The 17781-nt window shown below is 65.4% G+C and carries 20 protein-coding genes; 4 read left to right on the forward strand and 16 right to left on the reverse strand.

Features of this window, described 5'->3' with window-relative positions; translation table 11 throughout:
• The first annotated feature begins 144 nt into the window (after positions 1-144).
• On the forward strand, positions 145-822 hold the full coding sequence (locus Q9S71_RS14765; protein WP_311863374.1) for a DUF3800 domain-containing protein: 678 nt from the start codon (positions 145-147) through the stop codon (positions 820-822).
• 181 nt (positions 823-1003) lie between these two features.
• On the opposite strand, the gene Q9S71_RS14770 is transcribed toward Q9S71_RS14765, so the two are convergent.
• Genes Q9S71_RS14770 through Q9S71_RS14780 form a run of 3 tightly spaced genes read right to left on the reverse strand, consistent with a single transcriptional unit; the run spans position 1004 to position 3880 of the window.
• Positions 1004-1831, reverse strand: coding sequence for a hypothetical protein (locus Q9S71_RS14770; protein WP_311863375.1), 828 nt, complete (start codon positions 1829-1831; stop codon positions 1004-1006).
• The gene (locus Q9S71_RS14775) at positions 1821-3488 is read right to left on the reverse strand and encodes a relaxase/mobilization nuclease domain-containing protein (RefSeq protein WP_311863376.1); all 1668 of its coding nucleotides are present in this window, start codon (positions 3486-3488) and stop codon (positions 1821-1823) included. Before Q9S71_RS14775 ends, Q9S71_RS14770 begins: the two co-directional genes overlap by 11 nt.
• The gene (locus Q9S71_RS14780) at positions 3485-3880 is read right to left on the reverse strand and encodes a plasmid mobilization protein (RefSeq protein ID WP_311863378.1); all 396 of its coding nucleotides are present in this window, start codon (positions 3878-3880) and stop codon (positions 3485-3487) included. Before Q9S71_RS14780 ends, Q9S71_RS14775 begins: the two co-directional genes overlap by 4 nt.
• A 224-nt stretch (positions 3881-4104) precedes the next feature.
• On the opposite strand from Q9S71_RS14780, the gene Q9S71_RS14785 reads away from it, so the two are divergent.
• The 3 genes from Q9S71_RS14785 (at position 4105) to Q9S71_RS14795 (ending at position 5104) form a co-directional block, all read left to right on the forward strand.
• Positions 4105-4410: a hypothetical protein gene (locus tag Q9S71_RS14785; protein ID WP_311863381.1), complete on the forward strand. Its 306-nt coding sequence runs from the start codon at positions 4105-4107 to the stop codon at positions 4408-4410.
• A gap of 251 nt (positions 4411-4661) precedes the next feature.
• Complete coding sequence (nrdH, locus tag Q9S71_RS14790; RefSeq protein WP_311863383.1) at positions 4662-4910, forward strand: glutaredoxin-like protein NrdH; 249 nt, start codon at positions 4662-4664, stop codon at positions 4908-4910.
• Complete coding sequence (locus tag Q9S71_RS14795; RefSeq protein ID WP_311863387.1) at positions 4907-5104, forward strand: helix-turn-helix domain-containing protein; 198 nt, start codon at positions 4907-4909, stop codon at positions 5102-5104. Before nrdH ends, Q9S71_RS14795 begins: the two co-directional genes overlap by 4 nt.
• Here the strand turns inward: Q9S71_RS14795 and Q9S71_RS14800 are convergent.
• From Q9S71_RS14800 to Q9S71_RS14860, 13 genes are all read right to left on the reverse strand, one after another.
• Positions 5101-6102 carry a splicing factor U2AF large subunit gene (locus tag Q9S71_RS14800; protein ID WP_311863389.1) on the reverse strand — a complete coding sequence of 334 codons (1002 nt, stop codon included), beginning with the start codon at positions 6100-6102 and terminating at the stop codon, positions 5101-5103. The two genes, Q9S71_RS14795 and Q9S71_RS14800, sit on opposite strands and share 4 nt — an antisense overlap.
• Before the next feature lie 86 nt (positions 6103-6188).
• Complete coding sequence (locus Q9S71_RS14805; protein ID WP_311863391.1) at positions 6189-6431, reverse strand: hypothetical protein; 243 nt, start codon at positions 6429-6431, stop codon at positions 6189-6191.
• 20 nt (positions 6432-6451) lie between these two features.
• Positions 6452-7111, reverse strand: a complete 660-nt coding sequence (locus tag Q9S71_RS14810) for a recombinase family protein (RefSeq protein WP_311863394.1) — start codon at positions 7109-7111, stop codon at positions 6452-6454.
• A gap of 107 nt (positions 7112-7218) precedes the next feature.
• On the reverse strand, positions 7219-7692 hold the full coding sequence (locus Q9S71_RS14815) for a recombinase family protein (protein ID WP_311863501.1): 474 nt from the start codon (positions 7690-7692) through the stop codon (positions 7219-7221).
• A 133-nt stretch (positions 7693-7825) separates the two neighbouring features.
• Complete coding sequence (locus tag Q9S71_RS14820) at positions 7826-8632, reverse strand: AAA family ATPase (protein WP_311863396.1); 807 nt, start codon at positions 8630-8632, stop codon at positions 7826-7828.
• Entirely contained in the window at positions 8632-10017 is a 1386-nt protein-coding gene (locus Q9S71_RS14825) for a Mu transposase C-terminal domain-containing protein (RefSeq protein WP_311863398.1), read from the reverse strand. Before Q9S71_RS14825 ends, Q9S71_RS14820 begins: the two co-directional genes overlap by 1 nt.
• 6 nt (positions 10018-10023) lie before the next feature.
• Positions 10024-10620 carry a recombinase family protein gene (locus Q9S71_RS14830; protein WP_311863400.1) on the reverse strand — a complete coding sequence of 199 codons (597 nt, stop codon included), beginning with the start codon at positions 10618-10620 and terminating at the stop codon, positions 10024-10026.
• A 14-nt stretch (positions 10621-10634) separates the two neighbouring features.
• Positions 10635-12101 carry an alpha-amylase family glycosyl hydrolase gene (locus Q9S71_RS14835; protein WP_311863402.1) on the reverse strand — a complete coding sequence of 489 codons (1467 nt, stop codon included), beginning with the start codon at positions 12099-12101 and terminating at the stop codon, positions 10635-10637.
• Positions 12102-12339: 238 nt separating this feature from the next.
• Positions 12340-13302, reverse strand: a complete 963-nt coding sequence (locus Q9S71_RS14840) for a PfkB family carbohydrate kinase (protein ID WP_311863405.1) — start codon at positions 13300-13302, stop codon at positions 12340-12342.
• Positions 13299-14348 carry a LacI family DNA-binding transcriptional regulator gene (locus Q9S71_RS14845; protein WP_311863406.1) on the reverse strand — a complete coding sequence of 350 codons (1050 nt, stop codon included), beginning with the start codon at positions 14346-14348 and terminating at the stop codon, positions 13299-13301. The genes Q9S71_RS14840 and Q9S71_RS14845 overlap by 4 nt, the downstream gene beginning before the upstream one ends.
• 35 nt (positions 14349-14383) lie before the next feature.
• On the reverse strand, positions 14384-15337 hold the full coding sequence (locus Q9S71_RS14850; RefSeq protein WP_311863408.1) for a carbohydrate ABC transporter permease: 954 nt from the start codon (positions 15335-15337) through the stop codon (positions 14384-14386).
• Positions 15334-16329, reverse strand: a complete 996-nt coding sequence (locus Q9S71_RS14855) for a carbohydrate ABC transporter permease (protein ID WP_311863410.1) — start codon at positions 16327-16329, stop codon at positions 15334-15336. The genes Q9S71_RS14850 and Q9S71_RS14855 overlap by 4 nt, the downstream gene beginning before the upstream one ends.
• 83 nt (positions 16330-16412) lie before the next feature.
• Entirely contained in the window at positions 16413-17729 is a 1317-nt protein-coding gene (locus Q9S71_RS14860) for an ABC transporter substrate-binding protein (RefSeq protein WP_311863414.1), read from the reverse strand.
• Positions 17730-17781: the final 52 nt, after the last annotated feature.

Raw genomic sequence — 17781 nt, forward strand, 5'->3', positions numbered from 1 at the left:
GTGGCCATCCAGTCAGTGCGATCAGCTGCGTCGGTCGCTGCAGCTGGCGCCCATGCTATGATTTTTCCATTGGGCTGGTCGAAAGACCCGGGCCCACATCATGGCGGGGGAAGTCCCCCGCCATTTTGTTTTCCGGAGGGCTCGATGCCAACGCTGAGCATCTTCGTTGATGAGTCGGGCGACTTCGGTGAAAGCTCCGATGGTTACTACGTCATCGGTCTGGTTCTTCATGAGCAACAGAAAGACATCGAAGGCGACCTACGACACCTAGGTGAACGCCTCCGCGAGATCGGGCTCGAAAATCACACAGTCCATAGTGGAGCTGCGATCCGCGGCGAAGCCGAGTACAGGGACATGCCCTACACAACTCGCAAGCGTGCCTTCACTTTCATGCATGCGTTCCTACGACGAACCCGCATTCAACATCACGCCATCAGCCTGCGACGGCGCGAGCACGCTGATCGACTGAAGCTCGAAGGCGCGATCGCACGAGAGCTCGGCGGCTTCCTTCAGGCTCGAACGAGCTACTTCCGCGGCTTCGACCAGGTCATCGTCTATTACGACAACGGCCAGGCGGAACTCACCCGGATACTCAATGCCGTCATGAACGCCTACTTTCTCCAGGTCGAGTTTCGGCGAATGCAGCCGGCCGACTACCGCCTCTTTCAGGCAGCAGATCTTGTCTGCACGCTCGGCCTCCTGGAGGCCAAGGACAACGACAACGCGCTGTCAAGGTCCGACCTCTTCTTCTTCGAATCAGCCAGAAAGCTGCGGAAGGACTATCTCAAACCCATCCAGGGACAGCGGCTGGCAGCGGACTGAGGACGGTGCCGTGCACTCGTCGTGACGGTGTAGTCCCCCGTCACCCCACGTGGATCAGGTTCTGATCCCGCTTAAGAAGGCGCGAGAGCTCGCCCTGCTCTCGGTGATCGTCACCTAATAGCCTTACGCCGTCTCACCTTGTGACGCCGCGGCTGCAGCTCAAGCAGCTATCGACTCGATATCACCGCGCCAAACCGCGGCTGCGTTCCTGGCTCGCCGCTCGGATCTTCCGAGCCTTCGGGGTCGATGCTGATTTCGCTGCGACCGCCTCCCGAGGGCTCCTGGCGTTTCCAGCGTCCGCGAGCACGCGGCCCCGTACCTCCTCGGCCGACGCGGTTCCCTCTAGCGAACGCGCAAACTCGGCGCGGCGCTCGGCGCTGTCGTAGAAGGCCACCACCTGCGACCGTTCCGCTGCCGCCTCTCGGTCGTGACTGGCCGACTCGAACGCGGCGGTCGGGTCCTCAGTCCCGTGACCGTGTTCGGCGGCTGCGTCCGCGTTGCGGTCACGCGCCTCGGCGGATGAGAGGAGGATCTGGCTGGCGGTGAGCTCTTCACCGGATCGGCGCTGCTCCTCGCGCGCCTGCGCGCGGTCGGCCTCAGCGCGCCGCAGAGCGTCCGCCGCCGCTGCGGGGTCGACGCCGGCGGCGTCGACGTCGATGCCGTACCGGTCCTGCACTTCACGGCGGATGGTCTCGTTGGCGCGTGCGGCGACGACATCGTGGTCGCGCCACGCGACGGCGGCTTCTCGCGCGTCGGCAATGTCGCGAACGTCCGCACGGTCCCACCAGGACGGCTGGTCAACGACGGCGAGCTGTCCGCGCACGGCCGCCCGCTCGGCGTCGAGCCTGCTCTGCAGCTCCCGCGCTTCCTGCGTGGCTGCGGCCTCCCGCTGACGGTTCCACTCCTCGCGCAGCCGAACGAACCGCTCCCCAAATTGCGAGGCGACCGTGAGCGCGATCCGCAGAGAGTTGTCGAACGTCTCGCCTACGCCGTCTGTGTCATCGACCATGATCCTGGTCTCCTTCTCTTCCGTTGTGGCCGTCGCGCTGACGCGACGTGTCGGACGTGCTTCGAGGCCGGGGGGTGAGTGTGTTCGGCAGCGGTGAACGGGTGCCTGGCGCGGCGAGTCCGCGCTGAGCGCGACGCACCGCTTCTTCCTCTGGGGAGAGCGTCGCCGTGGCCGCGGGCGCCGCGGCTGCGCGTGCGTCGGCGGGCATCCGCTCACCGATCGCTTCGAGGGTGCGTCGCAGGGACTCACTCATCTGCTCTGCGCGTCGGGCATCGCCCGCCGCCTTGTGTGCGTCGATCAGCGCGACCGACAGACGGCCGAGTTGACGGAACAAGATCGCTTCGGCGGCGGGGCCTTCGCCGCCGACTGCGGCTTGCATCAGTACCATTGCGGCGCCCGACGCTGAGCCCATACGGACGGGCTTCGGCTTGGACTGGTGGGCGCGGATGTGAGCGCTGCGCGACAACTCTCGGGCCGTCTCCGCGAGCGGCCCCGGCGTTGCCTCGACGCGCTGCGACCACGCGGCGAATGCGCCGGCGGTCTCTCGCGCGACGTGCGCCCACGTGGCACGATCCGTCGCCGGCACCTCTCGCAGCTGCGCCCTGAGCTCGCGCAACTCCCGACCGTACTGTTCCCACAGCTTCGGGTCGGGAGCGTGCTCTTCACGGCCAGGAGCGACCGGACGGTACTGCCACGGGTTCTTGCTCGTGGCACGCCACTCATCGACCGCGCCCTGCGCCGTCTGTGGGCTATCCGGCCAGCCCTCCCGCAGACGCGGGAGAGTGAGGTCGCGGGCAAGCCGCCCGCCACCGAACCAGACCGGCCGCTCGTCTCCGACAGGTCGCAAAGCGACGGAGTAGCCGGCAACGACGTCGTCGCGGCCGGCCGCAAACCGCGGCCGGATGAGGACACCGGCACGGCGCATCCGACGCACGAACTCGCCTTCGTCGACGGATGCCGTCGCTGCGGCCCTGACGGTCCGCTCGAGCCGGTGCGCGTCGACTTCTGCCGCGCCGCTGCGTGCCGCTCGCGCGGTTTCGGCGGGCTTCACGCCACGCTCTCCCATGCCCCGCTCGCGGGAGTCAACGGGCATCAGACCGTGCTCGACCTCGAGCGTCCGACACAACTCCTGAGCGCGCTTGTAGTCGTTGTGCGTCGTCGCTTTCGTGCCGTCCTCACGTACAAGTGAGACGGCGATGTGAACGTGGTCGTTGCCGTTCTTGGAGAGGCCGTGACGAACCGCAACCCACCGGCACGGGGCCTTCCCGGATGACTCCGTGAAGCCCATGCGGTCCACGAACTGCTGCGCGATCGTGCCCCACTGCTCGTCGCTGAGCTGACCTTCTTCGGCGCGTAGCGACAGTGAGCAGTGCCACACATCTGCGGCCACACGCTCGCTGTGAAGCTCGCCCGTCTCCGGGTCAGCGACGCGCACCTGACGGGTCACTTCGACGCCGTAAGCGACGCGTGGTGTGTCGAGAGCGACACCGATCTCGCGCGCCGCAGCGGCGTCGAGAACCGCGTACCCGTGACGCGCCATGATCGCGTGATCGCCCGCGACAAGGTGCTGCTCCGTGTGCTCGTTGGCACGCCCCTCCCCCGCAAGGTAGGTCATCAGACCGACGATGCGGGATCCGCGAGTGATGTTCGGGATCATGCGCCCGCGAGCTTCCGGATGGTGTCGTCGATCCGGGCGCTCAGCGCCCGGTACTCCGCCACGACACTCTCCGCCTCGGCAGGAAACCGACCCTCGGTGTTGGCGTACCGTGCGAGCTGATTGACGTTGTTCGCGACGGTTCCCATCGTCCGCGACAACGCGAACAACTCCGCGATGAGCTGCTTCTGATCGGTGCTGGTCTGAACGTTCGCATTCATGCCCGCCTCGACCAGAAACCGCGGCACGGTGACCCCCGCAACTACGGCGCGAGCGCGCAGCTTCGCGTCCTCGTCGGCGTTGGTCTTGACCACGTAGCGACCCGCGTCACGCGGCGTCGCCGAGTTCGCACGACGCTGCCGGCCGAACAGCTTCCGCTCGTTCTGCTCCGGCATGATCACGTCCTCTCGGCCCAGCGCAGCGAACCCGCCAGATAGCGGGGACCATACGACCAGTATGCCGACCGCGCCGCCGGGAGTCCAAAGTTAGGTTACCTAACTCTATAGCTTGCTCTGCCAGCGGCTCCGCCCCGCGCAGAACGTAGTGGAGCGTCGATGATCCCGCTAGAGGGGAAACTGCCCGTAGGTCGACTCTTGATCTGCTCGATAGAGTCGGTCGCATGAGCGACGTGAACTTGAACCCAGATGAAGCCGCACAACGCGCACGCGAGCTGATCGAAGCAGACGTCAACGCGAAGGTTGACGCCGTGCGCGAGCTGGTCGCTGCGGTGAACGAGGCAGATGCCGCGGAGGCGCGCCTGAACGACGCGACAGCCGCCCATGACCGCGCCTGGAAAGCGGCTCTCGCCGCCGGATGGAGCGAGAAGGATCTGCGCGCCACGGGTGCGCGCGCGCCCGGTCAGGCATCACGCAAACCGCGCTCAAAGCGGCGCACGGTCGTCGCTGACTTCGGTTCCTCTGAGTAGCAGCCTTCGGCCGCAGCACTTTCAAACGGTCCCCTCCGCGCTCTGCGCGACGGGGACCGTTTGCGTGGGGCAACTTCGTTGCCTTTCGGCCGTTGGATGGTACGCGCTGTAGTCGCTCCGGCAAGGGCTTTCGCGGCATATCCTCCCTCGCTGCGCTCAGTCCGGTATTCCACGGACCCCTGCCTGCACTCCCCCACCGCAGTGTTTCGACTTTCGCCGAAAGGCAATGAGGTGTGAAAGGAAGAACTGCAATGAAGAATGAACCGCTCACCGTGTACTCAAACGAGGGGTGCGTGCAGTGCACGGCCACGCTGCGCGCACTCGAAGCCGCCGGGATCGAGTTCGAGGTCATCGACCTGTCGACCGATCCCGAAGCGCTGGCAAGGCTGAAGACAGCCGGGTTCCTGCAGGCGCCCGTCGTGGAAACGGCCGATCAGTCGTGGTCGGGGTTCCGTCCCGACATGATCGACGACGTCGCCAAGAAGCGAGCGGCGCGATGAGCGCGGGAGCGGTCGTCGACGTGCCGCTGCTGCTGACGCCGGCGGAGGCCGCGGAGGCGCTGCGAGTCGACGTGTCCGAACTTCGGACGATGCGCGCCACGGGCTCGGGCCCGGACTTCCACGACGTGGGCCGTGGGCTCATTCGGTACGTGCGAGAGAGCGTCGAAGCGTTCGCTGAGCGCGCTGCCGCTTAGAGCTCGTGCCCGCGGTCCTGTGATCCCTCGCGCGCTCGACACGGACGGGACTGCACTGCCGGGCGTTCGGTCCGACTCTGCGCCGGGACGGGAAAGCTGGCTTGGATAAGTCGGTGCATCTCGTCACGCTCGTGTGCGTCGATCGGCGTACTCAACGCCCGTTCGACCACCAGCTCGTGTACTCGTCGCTGCACCTCCGCGTCGACGTCGAAGGCAGCGGCACCGCGCAGCTGACGCGCGACCGAGTCCATGCGGACGTCCTCGGTGATCTGCTCGAGCTGTTTAGCGGGAAGCCTCCGCCGGGCGGCATCCACGATTGCGCGGGCGCGCGCCTCACGGTCCCGTGCGTCGGCCTTCTCGATAGCGCCGGCTGCCAGGTAGCGCGCGCGAAACTCAACGGCTGCTCGATGGCCGGGCAGCACCTCGAACGACTCGCTGCGAAGCCGGGCTTGTTCGGGTTTCTTGCGAGGCCGCGAGAAGAACGCATCGGCCTCGGCCGCGTTCTTTCGACGATCGGCAGCGTAGGTCTTGTGGATCGTCCGTGGCGGGAGTCCGAGCTTTGTCAGACGGCGCCGTAGCTGCGCCGCTTCGCGGCCTCGCGTTCGTTCACGCTCGAGGTTCTGTTGATACCAACGCCGGAACTGGTCAGGGTCCGCCTCACGGCGTCGCGCGGCGTCGCTGCGCTGACGTTCGCGGGTCTGCTCGGCATACCGGTCACGGTGCGCCTCTGAACGACGACGGGCGCCTTCGGCTGCCCGCTCGGGATGCCGCTGCTTGTAGCGCGCCTGATACTCACGGACCTTCTCGGGATGCTCCTGCCGGAACTTTCGGTGACGCGCTCGCTCCTGTTCTCGGTGTTCGGCATACCAACGCCGACCGCGCTCACGGCGAGCCGCTGCCGCGCGCTTCCGCTTCTCGTGCCGCTGGGCAGAAAGCCTCTTGAGCTCGCGTGCGCGTTCGGGGTTCTTCTCCTTCCACGCCTTGTTGTGGGCCGCCACAAGCTCCCGGTTTTCCGCGCGCCAACGCTTGGCCGCAGCACGCCGCCGGGCGGCCGCGGAGTCGGCGTCGGGACTCTCCCCAGAGCTCAGGAGTCCTCGCCTCCATCCGGCACCAGGCCGAACACGTACTCGACTAGCGCCTCACGGTGATTCGTGGGGTCGATGATCGTCCGCGCGACCAGGTCGCGCAGCGCCGCGACGTCGGCGGGCTCGAGCTCGCCGGCATCCGACAACACAAAGTCGACGTCGTCACCGATCGAATAGTCCGCATCGTCCGCGTGAACCTCCGGGTAGTAGGCCATCGCAAGGGCGCCGGTGGCCTGCACCACCTGGTCTGCTGCATCACGGTTCATCGTGTGGTCTCACTCTCGTTCGTCGCCGTCTGTTGAAGCTGTTCGTAGTCGTACCGGTCGAGCGCGCGAGCGACGCTCGATGCGCCGACACCCAGCGTGCGCCCGATCTTCGCGACGCTGTCACCGTTGGCCCGCATCTGCACCGCGGCCGCGGTGCGCTCGTCGGACATCACCGAGGGCCGGCCCCCAACCCGCCCTTGGCTGCGCGCGTGCTCGAGGCCGCGGCGAGTGTTGTCTCGGATCGTCGAAACTCGCAACTGCGCAAGAACGGCCATGATGCCCACGATCGCCTCCCCCATCGGCGTCGAAGTGTCGACGTCGAGGAATGGCTCGGTGAGGCTACGCAGCCGGATGCCGCGACGAGCAAGATCCCGGATGAGCTCGATCGCCATGACCTCGCTGCCGGCGACACGGTCAAGAGCGCGAACGACAAGAGTGTCCCCCGGTCGGAGATAGTCGAGGCAAGCCATCCACTGCGGGCGATCGCTCACGCGACTCGATTCGCCGTGGTCGACGAACACCCGACCAGCGCCGGCTGCGCGCAGCTCGGCCTCCTGGGCGGCGGGGTTCTGATCCCTCGTCGAAACACGGGCATAGCCGACGATGTTAACAAGCCACTCCCCCGGTATCCGCCGTCGCTCGTCAACGGGCTTCACCGAAAACGGTAGCGCACCCGTTTCGGTGCGTTTGGGTTTCGGTGGGGTGTGAACTTCAGCCGTCCTTGGCGGCGTTCTGTGATCGCTTGGTGTCGTCCGTCTGGGCTTCAGTCGTCGAGGGCGCGTGACCTCCTGTAGAACGTGGCGCGTGACACTCCTAGATCGAAAGCGACCTTGGCGGCTGGCTGTCCTTCCTCGACGAGACGTACGGCTCTCCGGATTTGATCATCTGTGAAGACGAGGGGGCGGCCGCCGAGACCATTGCCGGCATGACGACGTCGTTCGACCGAGTCGCGGGCGCGTTCGCGTTTCAGCTCGCGCTCCATTTGGGTCAGCGCGGCAAGGGTGGTGTAGAGCATCGAGCCTGCCGCCGTCGAGGTGTCGACGGTGTTGCCCGCGAAGTCCAACACCCTTAGTTCAGCTCGGCGGGTTTGCAGCTGCGCCGCGACCGCGAGCACGGTGTTCGGAGATCGTCCGAGTCGTTCCAGCGTGTCGATTGTGAGTGTGTCTCCCGGGCGGAGGGCGTTGAGCGCCCGGTCCAGTTGGGGCCAAGAAAGGTCTGGCGCGGTACGCTTCGTGATCGGTGTAGATGTCGGAGGCGGCGACGCCCGCCTTCAAGAGGTCGCGTCGCTGACGGTCTGCGGAGGGTTGTGGTGTCGACGCCCGCACATACCCGATGAGTCTCATGGCTGCGCCTTCGTGACGAAGTAGCTCCTAGTCGCCGATGACGAGGATGCTGGCGGCGGCTTCGACCACGTCGTCGGTGATGGTCTCCAGCTGATTGATCTTGAGCACGCGGGCGATTTGGGGGAACAGTCGCTCGAGGAGTCGGAAGTTGCCGCGGGTGATGCGTTCAATGGCGGCGATGGCTTGAGCGTCGGTGAAGTCTTCCGGGTCGAGGGCTTGTCCGATTCGTTTCCAGTGTCTGTCCAGGACGAAGAGGAGTTCGTCTCGGCCGAGTGCTCGATAGTGGTGGGAGAACCCGAGCCGGCTGTAGAGCTGCGGGTAGTGCCGGAAGCGTTGGTCGATGCCGGGCATGCCGATCAGGATGATCGCGAGGTGTGTGCGGTCGTGCTGGTCGCGGAGTAGTTCGAGGGCCATGGGGGTGAGCCGTTCGGCTTCATCGATGATGAGCAGCTCGAGGAAGGAGTGAGTGTGTGCGCGCTGGCCGGTGACTTTGCCGATCGCGCGTTGATGTTCCTCAATGCAGCTGTCCACCTTGTTGTGCCAGTAGCCGATCTCGCGGACCAATTCCTTGGGTCGAGGTAGGACGTCTGGGGTGTAGAAGACGGTGCGGGATCGGTTGGCCAGGGCGTAGAACGCGGCGTCGGCATCGCTACGTGGTCCCCATTCGTTCATGTAGGGCTCGAGGGTGTCCCAGTTGGCGTACCTGCGGGCGGATTGGGTTTTGCCGACGCCGGCATCGCCGTGGCAGATGCCGATTGTCTTCTCTTTCCGGACGGCGTTCGCGAACTCAGTGAAGCGCCGGTGCTCCTTGGTCACGATGAATGCCTGGCCCATCACTCGTCCTCTTCGTATGTGCGTAGCTGGTTCCGCCGCGCCGGAAGCGGCGTGTGGCGGGGTTCTTGCCGGGCGGCGGTAGTCGGGATGCGCTCGTTGATGGTCTTGCGCAGTTCGCGTCGGCGGGCACGCCTCGCGGTTTCGATGTCGCGGAGGCTGAGTCGGAGGTTCGGGTGGGCTTCGTCGATGGCGACGCAGATGAAGGTGTCGTGGTCGTAGACGCGGATTTCGGAGATGTCGCGCGGGTCGTACCGAATCGTGATCGGGTGTCCCACGAATGGCGCGAGGGTGGGCGCCAGGTAGCGCTGGCCCTGGAAATGAATTCCGTCTCGTTGCACGATCCGGTTCTTCGGCACAGTAAGGAGGAGTGTGTCGAGGTCCTCGAGGCTGTTGGGCATCCGTGGGAGCCAGCCGTCGGCGACCCACGCGTCCCTCGGTGAGATGCCAAGTTCGGAGTGCGGTCGGTCGTTGTAGACGGTGATGAAGTCGCCGATCGCTTGATCCAGTGCGGGAAGGTCCATTGACGGTGTGGGGGTGCGGCTGCCAGGTCCGAGGTGGCCGGGGAGTGTGGCGAGGAGTTCGGTGTTGAGGGTGCCGAAGAATCGCTCGATCTTGCCGCGACCTTGGGGACGGCCGACGGTCGAGTGGATGACGCGGATGTGCAGTGCGATCGCGGTGAGCTCGAGATGGTGGCTCGTGAAATCCGAGCCGTGATCAACGTGCAAGATTTCCGGGAGACCGCACATGGCCCAGGCGGGGTCGGTCTTTCGCCAGATTGCCTGCCGAAGGGCAAGTGCCGTGTTCAGGGCCGATGGTGCCCCCGTGAAGACGGTGTACCCGCAGATCGCGCGCGAGTAGTCGTCCATCACCGTCGTCAGCCACGGTCGATCCGGCTTCCCGTCGGGGCCGACGATGAGGATGTCCAGCTCGGTGTGATCGGACTGCCAGGTCTGATTGGGCCGGTCAGCTCGGCGACGGAGGACGAGTTCGTGCCGGTCGCGATATGACGCTGGACCTTCCAACGCCAGCGTCACGAGAGCTGGATCGAGCGCGCGCACGATTTCCCGTACCGTCGCGTAGCTGGGAACCGGTCTACCCTGCCGGGTCGCTTCTGCCGCGGTCAGACGCTGCAGCGTCGCAAGGCTCGGACGTGGTCTGGTCAGCGCGAGCCGTTCGATGAATGCGACAGTCTCGGCAGCGGTGCGCCGGTGGCCTGTGTCGGCGCGAGGATGAAGGTCCAGTCCTGAGATTCCACCGTCGCAGTACCGGCGGTGCCAGCGTTGCAGCGTGCGGACGCTGATTCCGGTGTCCCGGGCAAGGGCCGCGAGCGGGATCCTGTCTTCGACATGGAGTCGAAGGACCCGCCACCGCTCCTCGGCGCCCACTCTCACCTACATCGCGGCGCTTCCGCGCGCAGCGTCGGCCTGCTGATGACGGTAGAGGGTGGCGCGGCTCCACCCGACCAGGCGGGCAGCGTCCTCGGCGGTGCGTCCCTTCGCACGCGCCTCCCTCGCCAGCTGGAGCTTGTCCGCTATCACCGCGGGGTCCGACACGGGGCGGCCGAACCGCGTCCCGTTCTGCCGGGCCGCCGCGATGCCGGCCGTAACCCGCTCGACAATCAGTTCCCGCTCGTACTCCGCGAGGGTGGCGAGCATGTTCAGCATCAGCCGCCCCGTGGAGGTTGCAGGGTCAATCCCGTCCGAGATGGAGCGGACGTGCACGCCGCGCTCGCGCAGTAGATGAACCGTGTTCAGCACGTCGATCAGAGATCGGCCGAGACGGTCAACCCGCCACACGACCACCGTGTCGCCCTCGGCGGCATGCTCGAGAAGCTTCTTCATTCCAGGGCGTTCGATCGCAGCCCGGCTCCCGGACGTGACGTCCGCGAACACATCACGCTTCTGCACGCCGGCCGCGACGAGCGCATCGAGCTGCAGCTGCGCATCCTGGCTCGACGTGCTCACTCTCGTGTACCCAAGAAGCCTCATACCGCCAGTGTGCCTCAGAAAGCCCTCGCCTGCACGCAGGTAAGACAGATTACGGGAAGACACCTTTCCGAGACACATCGCTCCACGGAATCATGCGGACGCTGGCAGCCGCTCCGAATGAGGCGTCGATGTCTTGAAAACCTGTAGTTTGTCGAAACACTGAATGACCGTTCGGTCGCACCGCGATCTGACCCGTCTCTCCACCCGACCACGATTGTGATGAGCGTAGACGACTGGTCGGCCGGCAAGGCGGCGAGTGTGTTCGGCGCGTGGGGAGCGGGACCCCGCGCGGTCGAGCGAGCGGAGAGTCGCCGTGCGGCCGCGTGGGTCTTCCTATCCGAAGACGGCCCATCCGTGGCCGTCCACCCTGTAGCGACCGTTCTCGCTGCACGCGCTGCCGGCGAGCACTGCTTCGGCCTCACGTGCACGTCGCATGGACCATCGCCGATGTTTAGTGCAACATACAGGCGAAACGCGTTCGATCTGATTTCGAGGACGTATTGGGTTTCGGTCAGGGTGAGCGTGCGACTGCTGGCTTGCTCGAGCCACGAATGTCGCCGACGAAGTCCGATCAGTTCGCGGTGCAACGAGTACACCGCGTTTGGGGGGTCTGTGAAGTCGGTTGGCGCCGCGGGGTAGGCGGGGCGGATCTCATCGTCTCCACCGACTCTGGCTTCTTTGCGGCCTGTTTCGCCGCGCTCATCGCCGTAGTAGATCGCAGGTGTGCCGCCGAGTGTCATCAGCAGGACCACGGCATGCGCGCGATGGCGGGGGTCGGTGATCTGTGAAGCGATGCGGGTGACGTCGTGGTTGCCGATGAAGGTGAAGGGGACGAAGGTGTGAAGGAATTGGTTGTGGCGACTGAGCGCCCAGTCCAGTTCGCGGAGGTTGTGGTCCTCGATGGAGTGCCAGATCCCTTGCCACAGCTCGTACTGTGTGACGCTGTCGAGGTGTGCGTCGCGCACCACCGCCGGGTAGTCCGCGTGGATGTACTCGCCAATGAAGTATGCGTCGGGGTAGGTTTCTCGAACTCGTGCGATCACTCGACGCCAGAATTGTGCAGGCACGGCGTAGGCGGCGTCGAGGCGCCAGCCATCGATGCCGCGCTTCAGCCAGTGACTCATCACATCCACCACCAGATCGACGACGCGTTCGTCCTCGTGGTCGAGGGTGACCAGCTTGTCGTGTCCTCCAAAGGTCACGGAATCGCCGTTACCGGTCCGCCGCACGAGCTCGCTGGGTTGCAGTGCGCGGGACTGGGAAGCTTGGAACGTTCGTCCGACGTGATTGAAGACGCCGTCTAGTAGCACCCGGATGCCGCGCTGGCGGGCGGCAGTGAGAAGGAGGGCAAAGTCGGTTTCGGTTCCGAGCCGGGAGTCGATCCGGAAATAGTCGATGGTGTCGTACCCGTGGGTTTCGATTGGAAGATTGGGGCGAGAACGATCCCGTTTAGCCCGAGGTCGATCACATAGTCCAGCCACGGTTCGAGATCCGAGAGGGTGCGTCCCGGTTTCCTATCCTTCCCGGTGGCATCGGCGCCGAAAAATCCCAGCGGGTAGATGTGCCACCACATGACGTGCTCCACCCAGGCCGGTGGCGCGACCCTACTCACGATCCGCCGCCCTTGCCTGTGGTGCGTCTGCTAACCGAGCAGCCCCGCTGAACGACAACCGGTCGTCGTGACGGTGACCCGCGGCCGCACCTTCACCACAACCCTCCTCACCGTTGCGCAGATGCATGTTGCGTACCGTCGGTGGCGTTGGCGAAACGGGTCGCTAGGGCGCGGTCGACTTCGTCTCGGGTTGGGAGGTCGGCGCCGGGGCGTTGCACCGTGAGCGCTGCGGCCGTGTTGCAGTATGCGGCAGCTCGGGTGAGGCCGGCTTCATCGGCGCCGCGGACGAGATCGGTGCTCTGCTGGGCGGTGTGAATCAATGCCGCCATAAAGGTGTCGCCCGCTCCGATGGTGTCACGCACCGTGACGACCGGTGTGTCCATCCGCACGATCGCGCGGGGCGAAGCGACGATCGAACCACCCGCGCCGGACGTGACGGCAACCAAGGGAATGTCCAGGAACAGCAGGTGGTCGACGACCTGCCCGAGGTCCCAATCCGGGTACAGCCACTGCGCGTCGCTGTCGCTGAGCTTGACGATGGTGGCCTTTCGGGCGATTCCCTCGAAGCGGGTGAGCGCGTCATGATGGGCGCCGATCAGCGCCGACCGGATGTTCGGGTCGAAGGAGAGAACCACGTCGTCAGGAAGCTGAGCGGTGAAGCCTTGGATGAGGCCCGCGCTTGGGGGCATGAATGCTGAGATCGACCCGACGTGCACGTAGCGTTCCCCCTGTAGTTGCGGGGCGCGCATGGTTGCTTCGATCTCGAACAGGTAGTCGGCGGCCCCGTCAGGTTGGATCGTGGCGGCGGCGGTCGAGGTGGTGGACAGGCACCAGGATTGCTCGTCTGTCTGGACTCCTGCGTCCTGGAGATGGGCAGCGATGTGGTTGCCATGGCGGTCGTGGGCCAGCGCTGTGTGGAAGCGGACGGTGTGGCCGAGCCGCGCCAATCCGAGTGCGACGTTGGCGGGTGATCCACCGACCATCTCGGTCCGCTCACCAGCGTGCTTCACCACATCGATCAGGCTCTCGCCGATGACTAAGAACGTTGCTGTGGTCGTCTGTGCTGTCATTGCGCAATCTCCATCTGTGGATTAGGGATTCGCTGCGGGGGGTGCACGGTTTCGCCGGCGACAACTGACGCGGCGATCATCCGTGCGGAGATCGCGTCTGCGCTCATTTCTGTTCGTCGAAGGAGCATCTCCAGCGCCGCCCGACCGACCGTCTCAGCCGGTACCCGGGCTGTGGTCAATGACGGGGTCGTCGCCTGGGAGGCGGGGCTATCGCCGAAGCCGGTGACACTGAGGTGTTCGGGGACGACCAGGCCGATCTGGCGGCTGCGTTGCAGGACACCGAGCGCCACGCTGTCATCCACACACAAGACCGCTGTGGGCCGATCCGGATGATCCGAAGTATTCAGGAAGAGCTGGTCGACTGCCATCCGCCCGCCGAGCGCCGAGACCTCCACCGCGACCGTCGTGATGTTGTCCGATGCGATCCCGGCCCCTGCGAGCCCCTCCCGCAGTCCGGCGACCCGCTCGTACAAACTCCAACGCCGCCGCGCCGGGGCCAGCACGGCCACACGCTGGTGCCCGCACGATGCCACGAGGGCGGCCAGTTCTCGTGCCGCGGGGCGCGGGTCGACCATCACGGCGGCGACACCCACTCCCGGGTCAGCCTCACCGGCGAGCACGACAAGATGCTGCTCAGCCAGGGTGGCGTACACGTCCCGGGAAAAATCGCTGCCGGCGACGTAGATCAACGCCTCCCCAGCTTGCCGTGCGGCGGTGCGACGGACATCCGTCGCACGAGACAACGCGCCGTAGACGGAGACTGTCACCACTATGTCGCGAGCGGCCGCCTCCGTGAGGATTCCGCTGGTCACCCGTGCAACGAATGGATCGGCAGCATCGGCGCTGACCACCCCTATGGTGGAGACCCGGCTGGAGCTGAGGCCTCGCGCGAACGCGTTGGGTCGGTAGCCGAGCCGGGCAATCGCGAGCTCGATGCGGGCGCGTCTTTCCTCCGACACGTATCCATTACCGGTGATCACATAACTGACGGTTGTCTTGGACACATCGGCAAGCCGCGCCACGTCCATGATCGTCGGCTTGCTCACCCGGCTCATCAACACCCACCCTCCTCCTCGACGGCCTACTTCACCGAACCCGCCGTGAGTCCACGCACGAAGAACCGCTGGAGTCCGAAGAAGATGACGAGCGGAACGACGAGCGTGATGAACGATCCGGCCGCCACCCGCTGCCAGCCCTGTCCGTACTGACCCAGCAGGGTGTACAGCCCCTGCGTGAGCACCTGGTTGGGCCCGCTCTGGATGAACAGGTACGCGACGAAGAAGTCGTTCCACACCCACAGGAACTGGAAGATCGCGAACGACGCCAGCGCGGGCACCGACATCGGAACGATCAGCCGCCAGAAGATCTGGAAGTGGCTCGCCCCGTCGACGCGTGCCGCCTCGATGAGCGAGTTCGGCAGCGTCTGCATGTAGTTGCGGAGGATGTAGATCGCCAGCGGCATCGCGAACGTCGCGTGCACGATCCACGCCGCCGGGTACTGCCCGATGATCTGGATGCCGGTGGTGTTGCCGAACCAGACGAACAGCTGGAGGATCGGGATCACCGCGATCTGGACGGGCACGACCATGAGCCCGAGGATCACCGCGAAGTAGATCTCCTTGCCGCGGAACTGGAAGAACGTGAACGCGTACGCGGCCATCGCCGCGAACATCACCGGCAGCACCGTCGCCGGGACGGTGACCGCGACCGAGTTCCAGAACGTCGCCCCCGCATCGAGGGCGGTCCATGCCTGGGCGAACGGCTCGAGAGTCCAGGCCTGCTGGAACGGGTTGAGGATCGCCGTCCACCAGCCCGTCGCCTCCACGTCCGCACGGGGGCGGAGGCTCGTGATCAGCAGGCCGAGAAGGGGGAACAGCCAGGCGACGGCGATGATCCCCATGAGGATCGTGATCAGGACGCGCGGCTTCTGCTTCTCGGTGCCGTCCTTGTTGCGCCGTTTCGACTTCTTGTCGACATCGACGATCTCGCGCTTGCCCGAGTCTTCATCGACGATCGGGGTCGGAATGATAGTCATCGGAGTTCCTCCTGCAACTTGTAGCTGCGGATTTGGTAGACGATCAGCGGTACGACGGCGATCATCAGCACGATGACGACCGCGGCGGCCTTGCCCGGGTTCTGGAAGCTGAACAGCTGCGCGTAGAAATCGACCACGAGAACGCTCGTGTTGTACTGCCCGCCGGTCATCGCGTAGATGATGTCGAAGCTCTTCATCACGAAGATCGTGACCGTCACGAACACGGCGAGCACGGTGCCGCGGATCTGCGGCACGATCACGAGGAAGAACGTCTTCCGCTCGCTCGCACCGTCCAGGCGCGCCGCTTCGATCGTCTCTTCCGGAACGCCCTTGATCGCCGCCGACAGCAGCACCATAGCGAAGCCGACCTGCAGCCAGATGACGATGAACATCAGCAGGAAGCTGTTCAGGCGCCCGGCATCGAGCGTGAGCCACGGGATCGGATCGTTTCCGGTCACGCCCGTCCAGATGGCGTTGAGCAGATAGATCTGGGGGTTGCCCGGCGGGGCGTAGAAGTAGATGAAGCGCCAGGTGACCGCGGCGGCGATGCCGCTGATGGCCATCGGCAGGAAGATCATCGATTTGAACGTGGTTTCGCGCTTCTTGCCGAGCCGGTCGGTGAGGATCGCGACGAGCAGGCCGATGAGTACGGTCGCGGCCGGCACGACCAGCACCCACAGCAGGTTGTTCAACAGGACGCCGAGGAAGTTCGGGTCGGTGAACAGGGAGATGTAGTTGTCGAGCCCGACGAAGGTCGCCGCTTCACCGCGACGCTGGCTCTGCTCCATGAAGCTTTCCACAAAGGTGCGGATCGCCGGATACAGCAGGAACAGCGCGACCAGAAGAATCACGGGAAGAAGGAAGACATACGGCAGCAGCCGCGCCTTCGTCTTGTCATTGGTCTTCTCGACGAGCCAGTTCAGGCTCAAGAAGATCAAGAAGGACACTCCAAGTCCTAAGACCACGGAGATGACTGCACTGAGGATGGCCATCGAAACCGCCTGACGTCATTGTGAGGGTGAGTGGTTCACCTGTCGGGCGGCCGGTGAGGCCGCCCGACAAGCTGTGTGGTGGACTACCGGGGCCAGGAGGCGTCGATGTCCTGGAACGCCTGCTGCATCGTCTTCTGACCCGTGAACCAGTTGGTCAGCTCGGTCCACTCGGTACCGGCGCCGACCTCACCCGGCATCTGGTCGGATGCATCGAAGCCGAACAGCGTCGATGCCGCGAGCAGCTCCTGCGCCTTGCGCTGGAACTCCGTCGTGTAGAACGACGTGTCGAAGTCGTTGTGCGGAGAGAGGAAGATCGCCTGGCTGGCGTACCCGTTCGTACCGAACTCGGGTCCGGTGATGTACTCCACGACCTGCTTGGTCGCGTCGGAGTCGGTGAAGGCGCCCACCAGGTCGCCACCACCGAGCATCGCCGTGTCCGTGCCCTCGGGCGAAGGCAGCTGGAAGAAGTCGATGTTCGCCAGGTCACCGTCGGCGATCTGCGCCTTGATGTCGTCCGGGAAGAAGTCCGCGATGAACGACCCCTGACGCATCATGAAGCACTGACCATTGTCGACTCCCTCGACGAATAGCTGGTTACCGGCCGTCTGGAACGCCGTCGTCGCAGCGCCCGCGCCGCCGCCGTTAACCTTGCCCGGTGCCAGCAGCTCCTCGGCGACCTTGTCGCCCGCCTCGGTCACCAGCGGGCTGTCGAACAACACGTCCCCGGCAATCCAGGCGTTGTACTCCTCCAGCCCGCCATAGCGCAGCACGTACTCCTCAAGCCAGTCCGTCGCCGGCCACCCTGTGCCCGCACCGGATTCGAGTCCGACGCACCAGGGGTAACCGAGGCCCTCGTCGATGATCTGCTGCTGCAGAGCAGTGAGCTCGGCATCCGTGGTGGGAACCGTGAGCCCTGCGGCTTCGAACGCGGCCGGGTTGTACCAGACCAGCGACTTGACGTTGATCGAGTACGGCAGACCGAACGTCTGGCCGTCGACCACGGCGATGTCGCCGAGACCGTTCGCCTCGTCGGCCGTGATGGCATCGACGTCGATGCCGAGGTCCTCGAGCGGGAAGAGGGACTGAGTCTGGCTCTTCAGGACGCCGGGCTGGGGGTAGATCGCGATGTCGGGCGGGTTGCCGGCCGTCGCACGGGCGACCACCGCGGTCTGGAAGTCGGTATTGCCGTCGTAGGTGACGGTGATCCCGCTCTCCTCCGACCACGCGTCCAGGTCGGCCTGGAACGCCTCAGCCTGAGCGTCGGTGAACGCGCCCATGATGGTCACGGCCTCCCCGTCACCCCCGCCGCCGTTCTCCCCGCCGCCGCCCCCGGTGCACCCGGCCAGTGTGATCACGGCAGCAGCCGCGGCCGTCACACTGATCATTCGGTATCGAAGCATCTTCACTTCATCCTTTCGTCGGGGGATAGACTTCCCCAAAACGTTTTCGTGA

Origin of the sequence: Microbacterium gawkjiense (assembly GCF_031932225.1) — a bacterium.
Classification (GTDB): domain Bacteria; phylum Actinomycetota; class Actinomycetes; order Actinomycetales; family Microbacteriaceae; genus Microbacterium; species Microbacterium gawkjiense.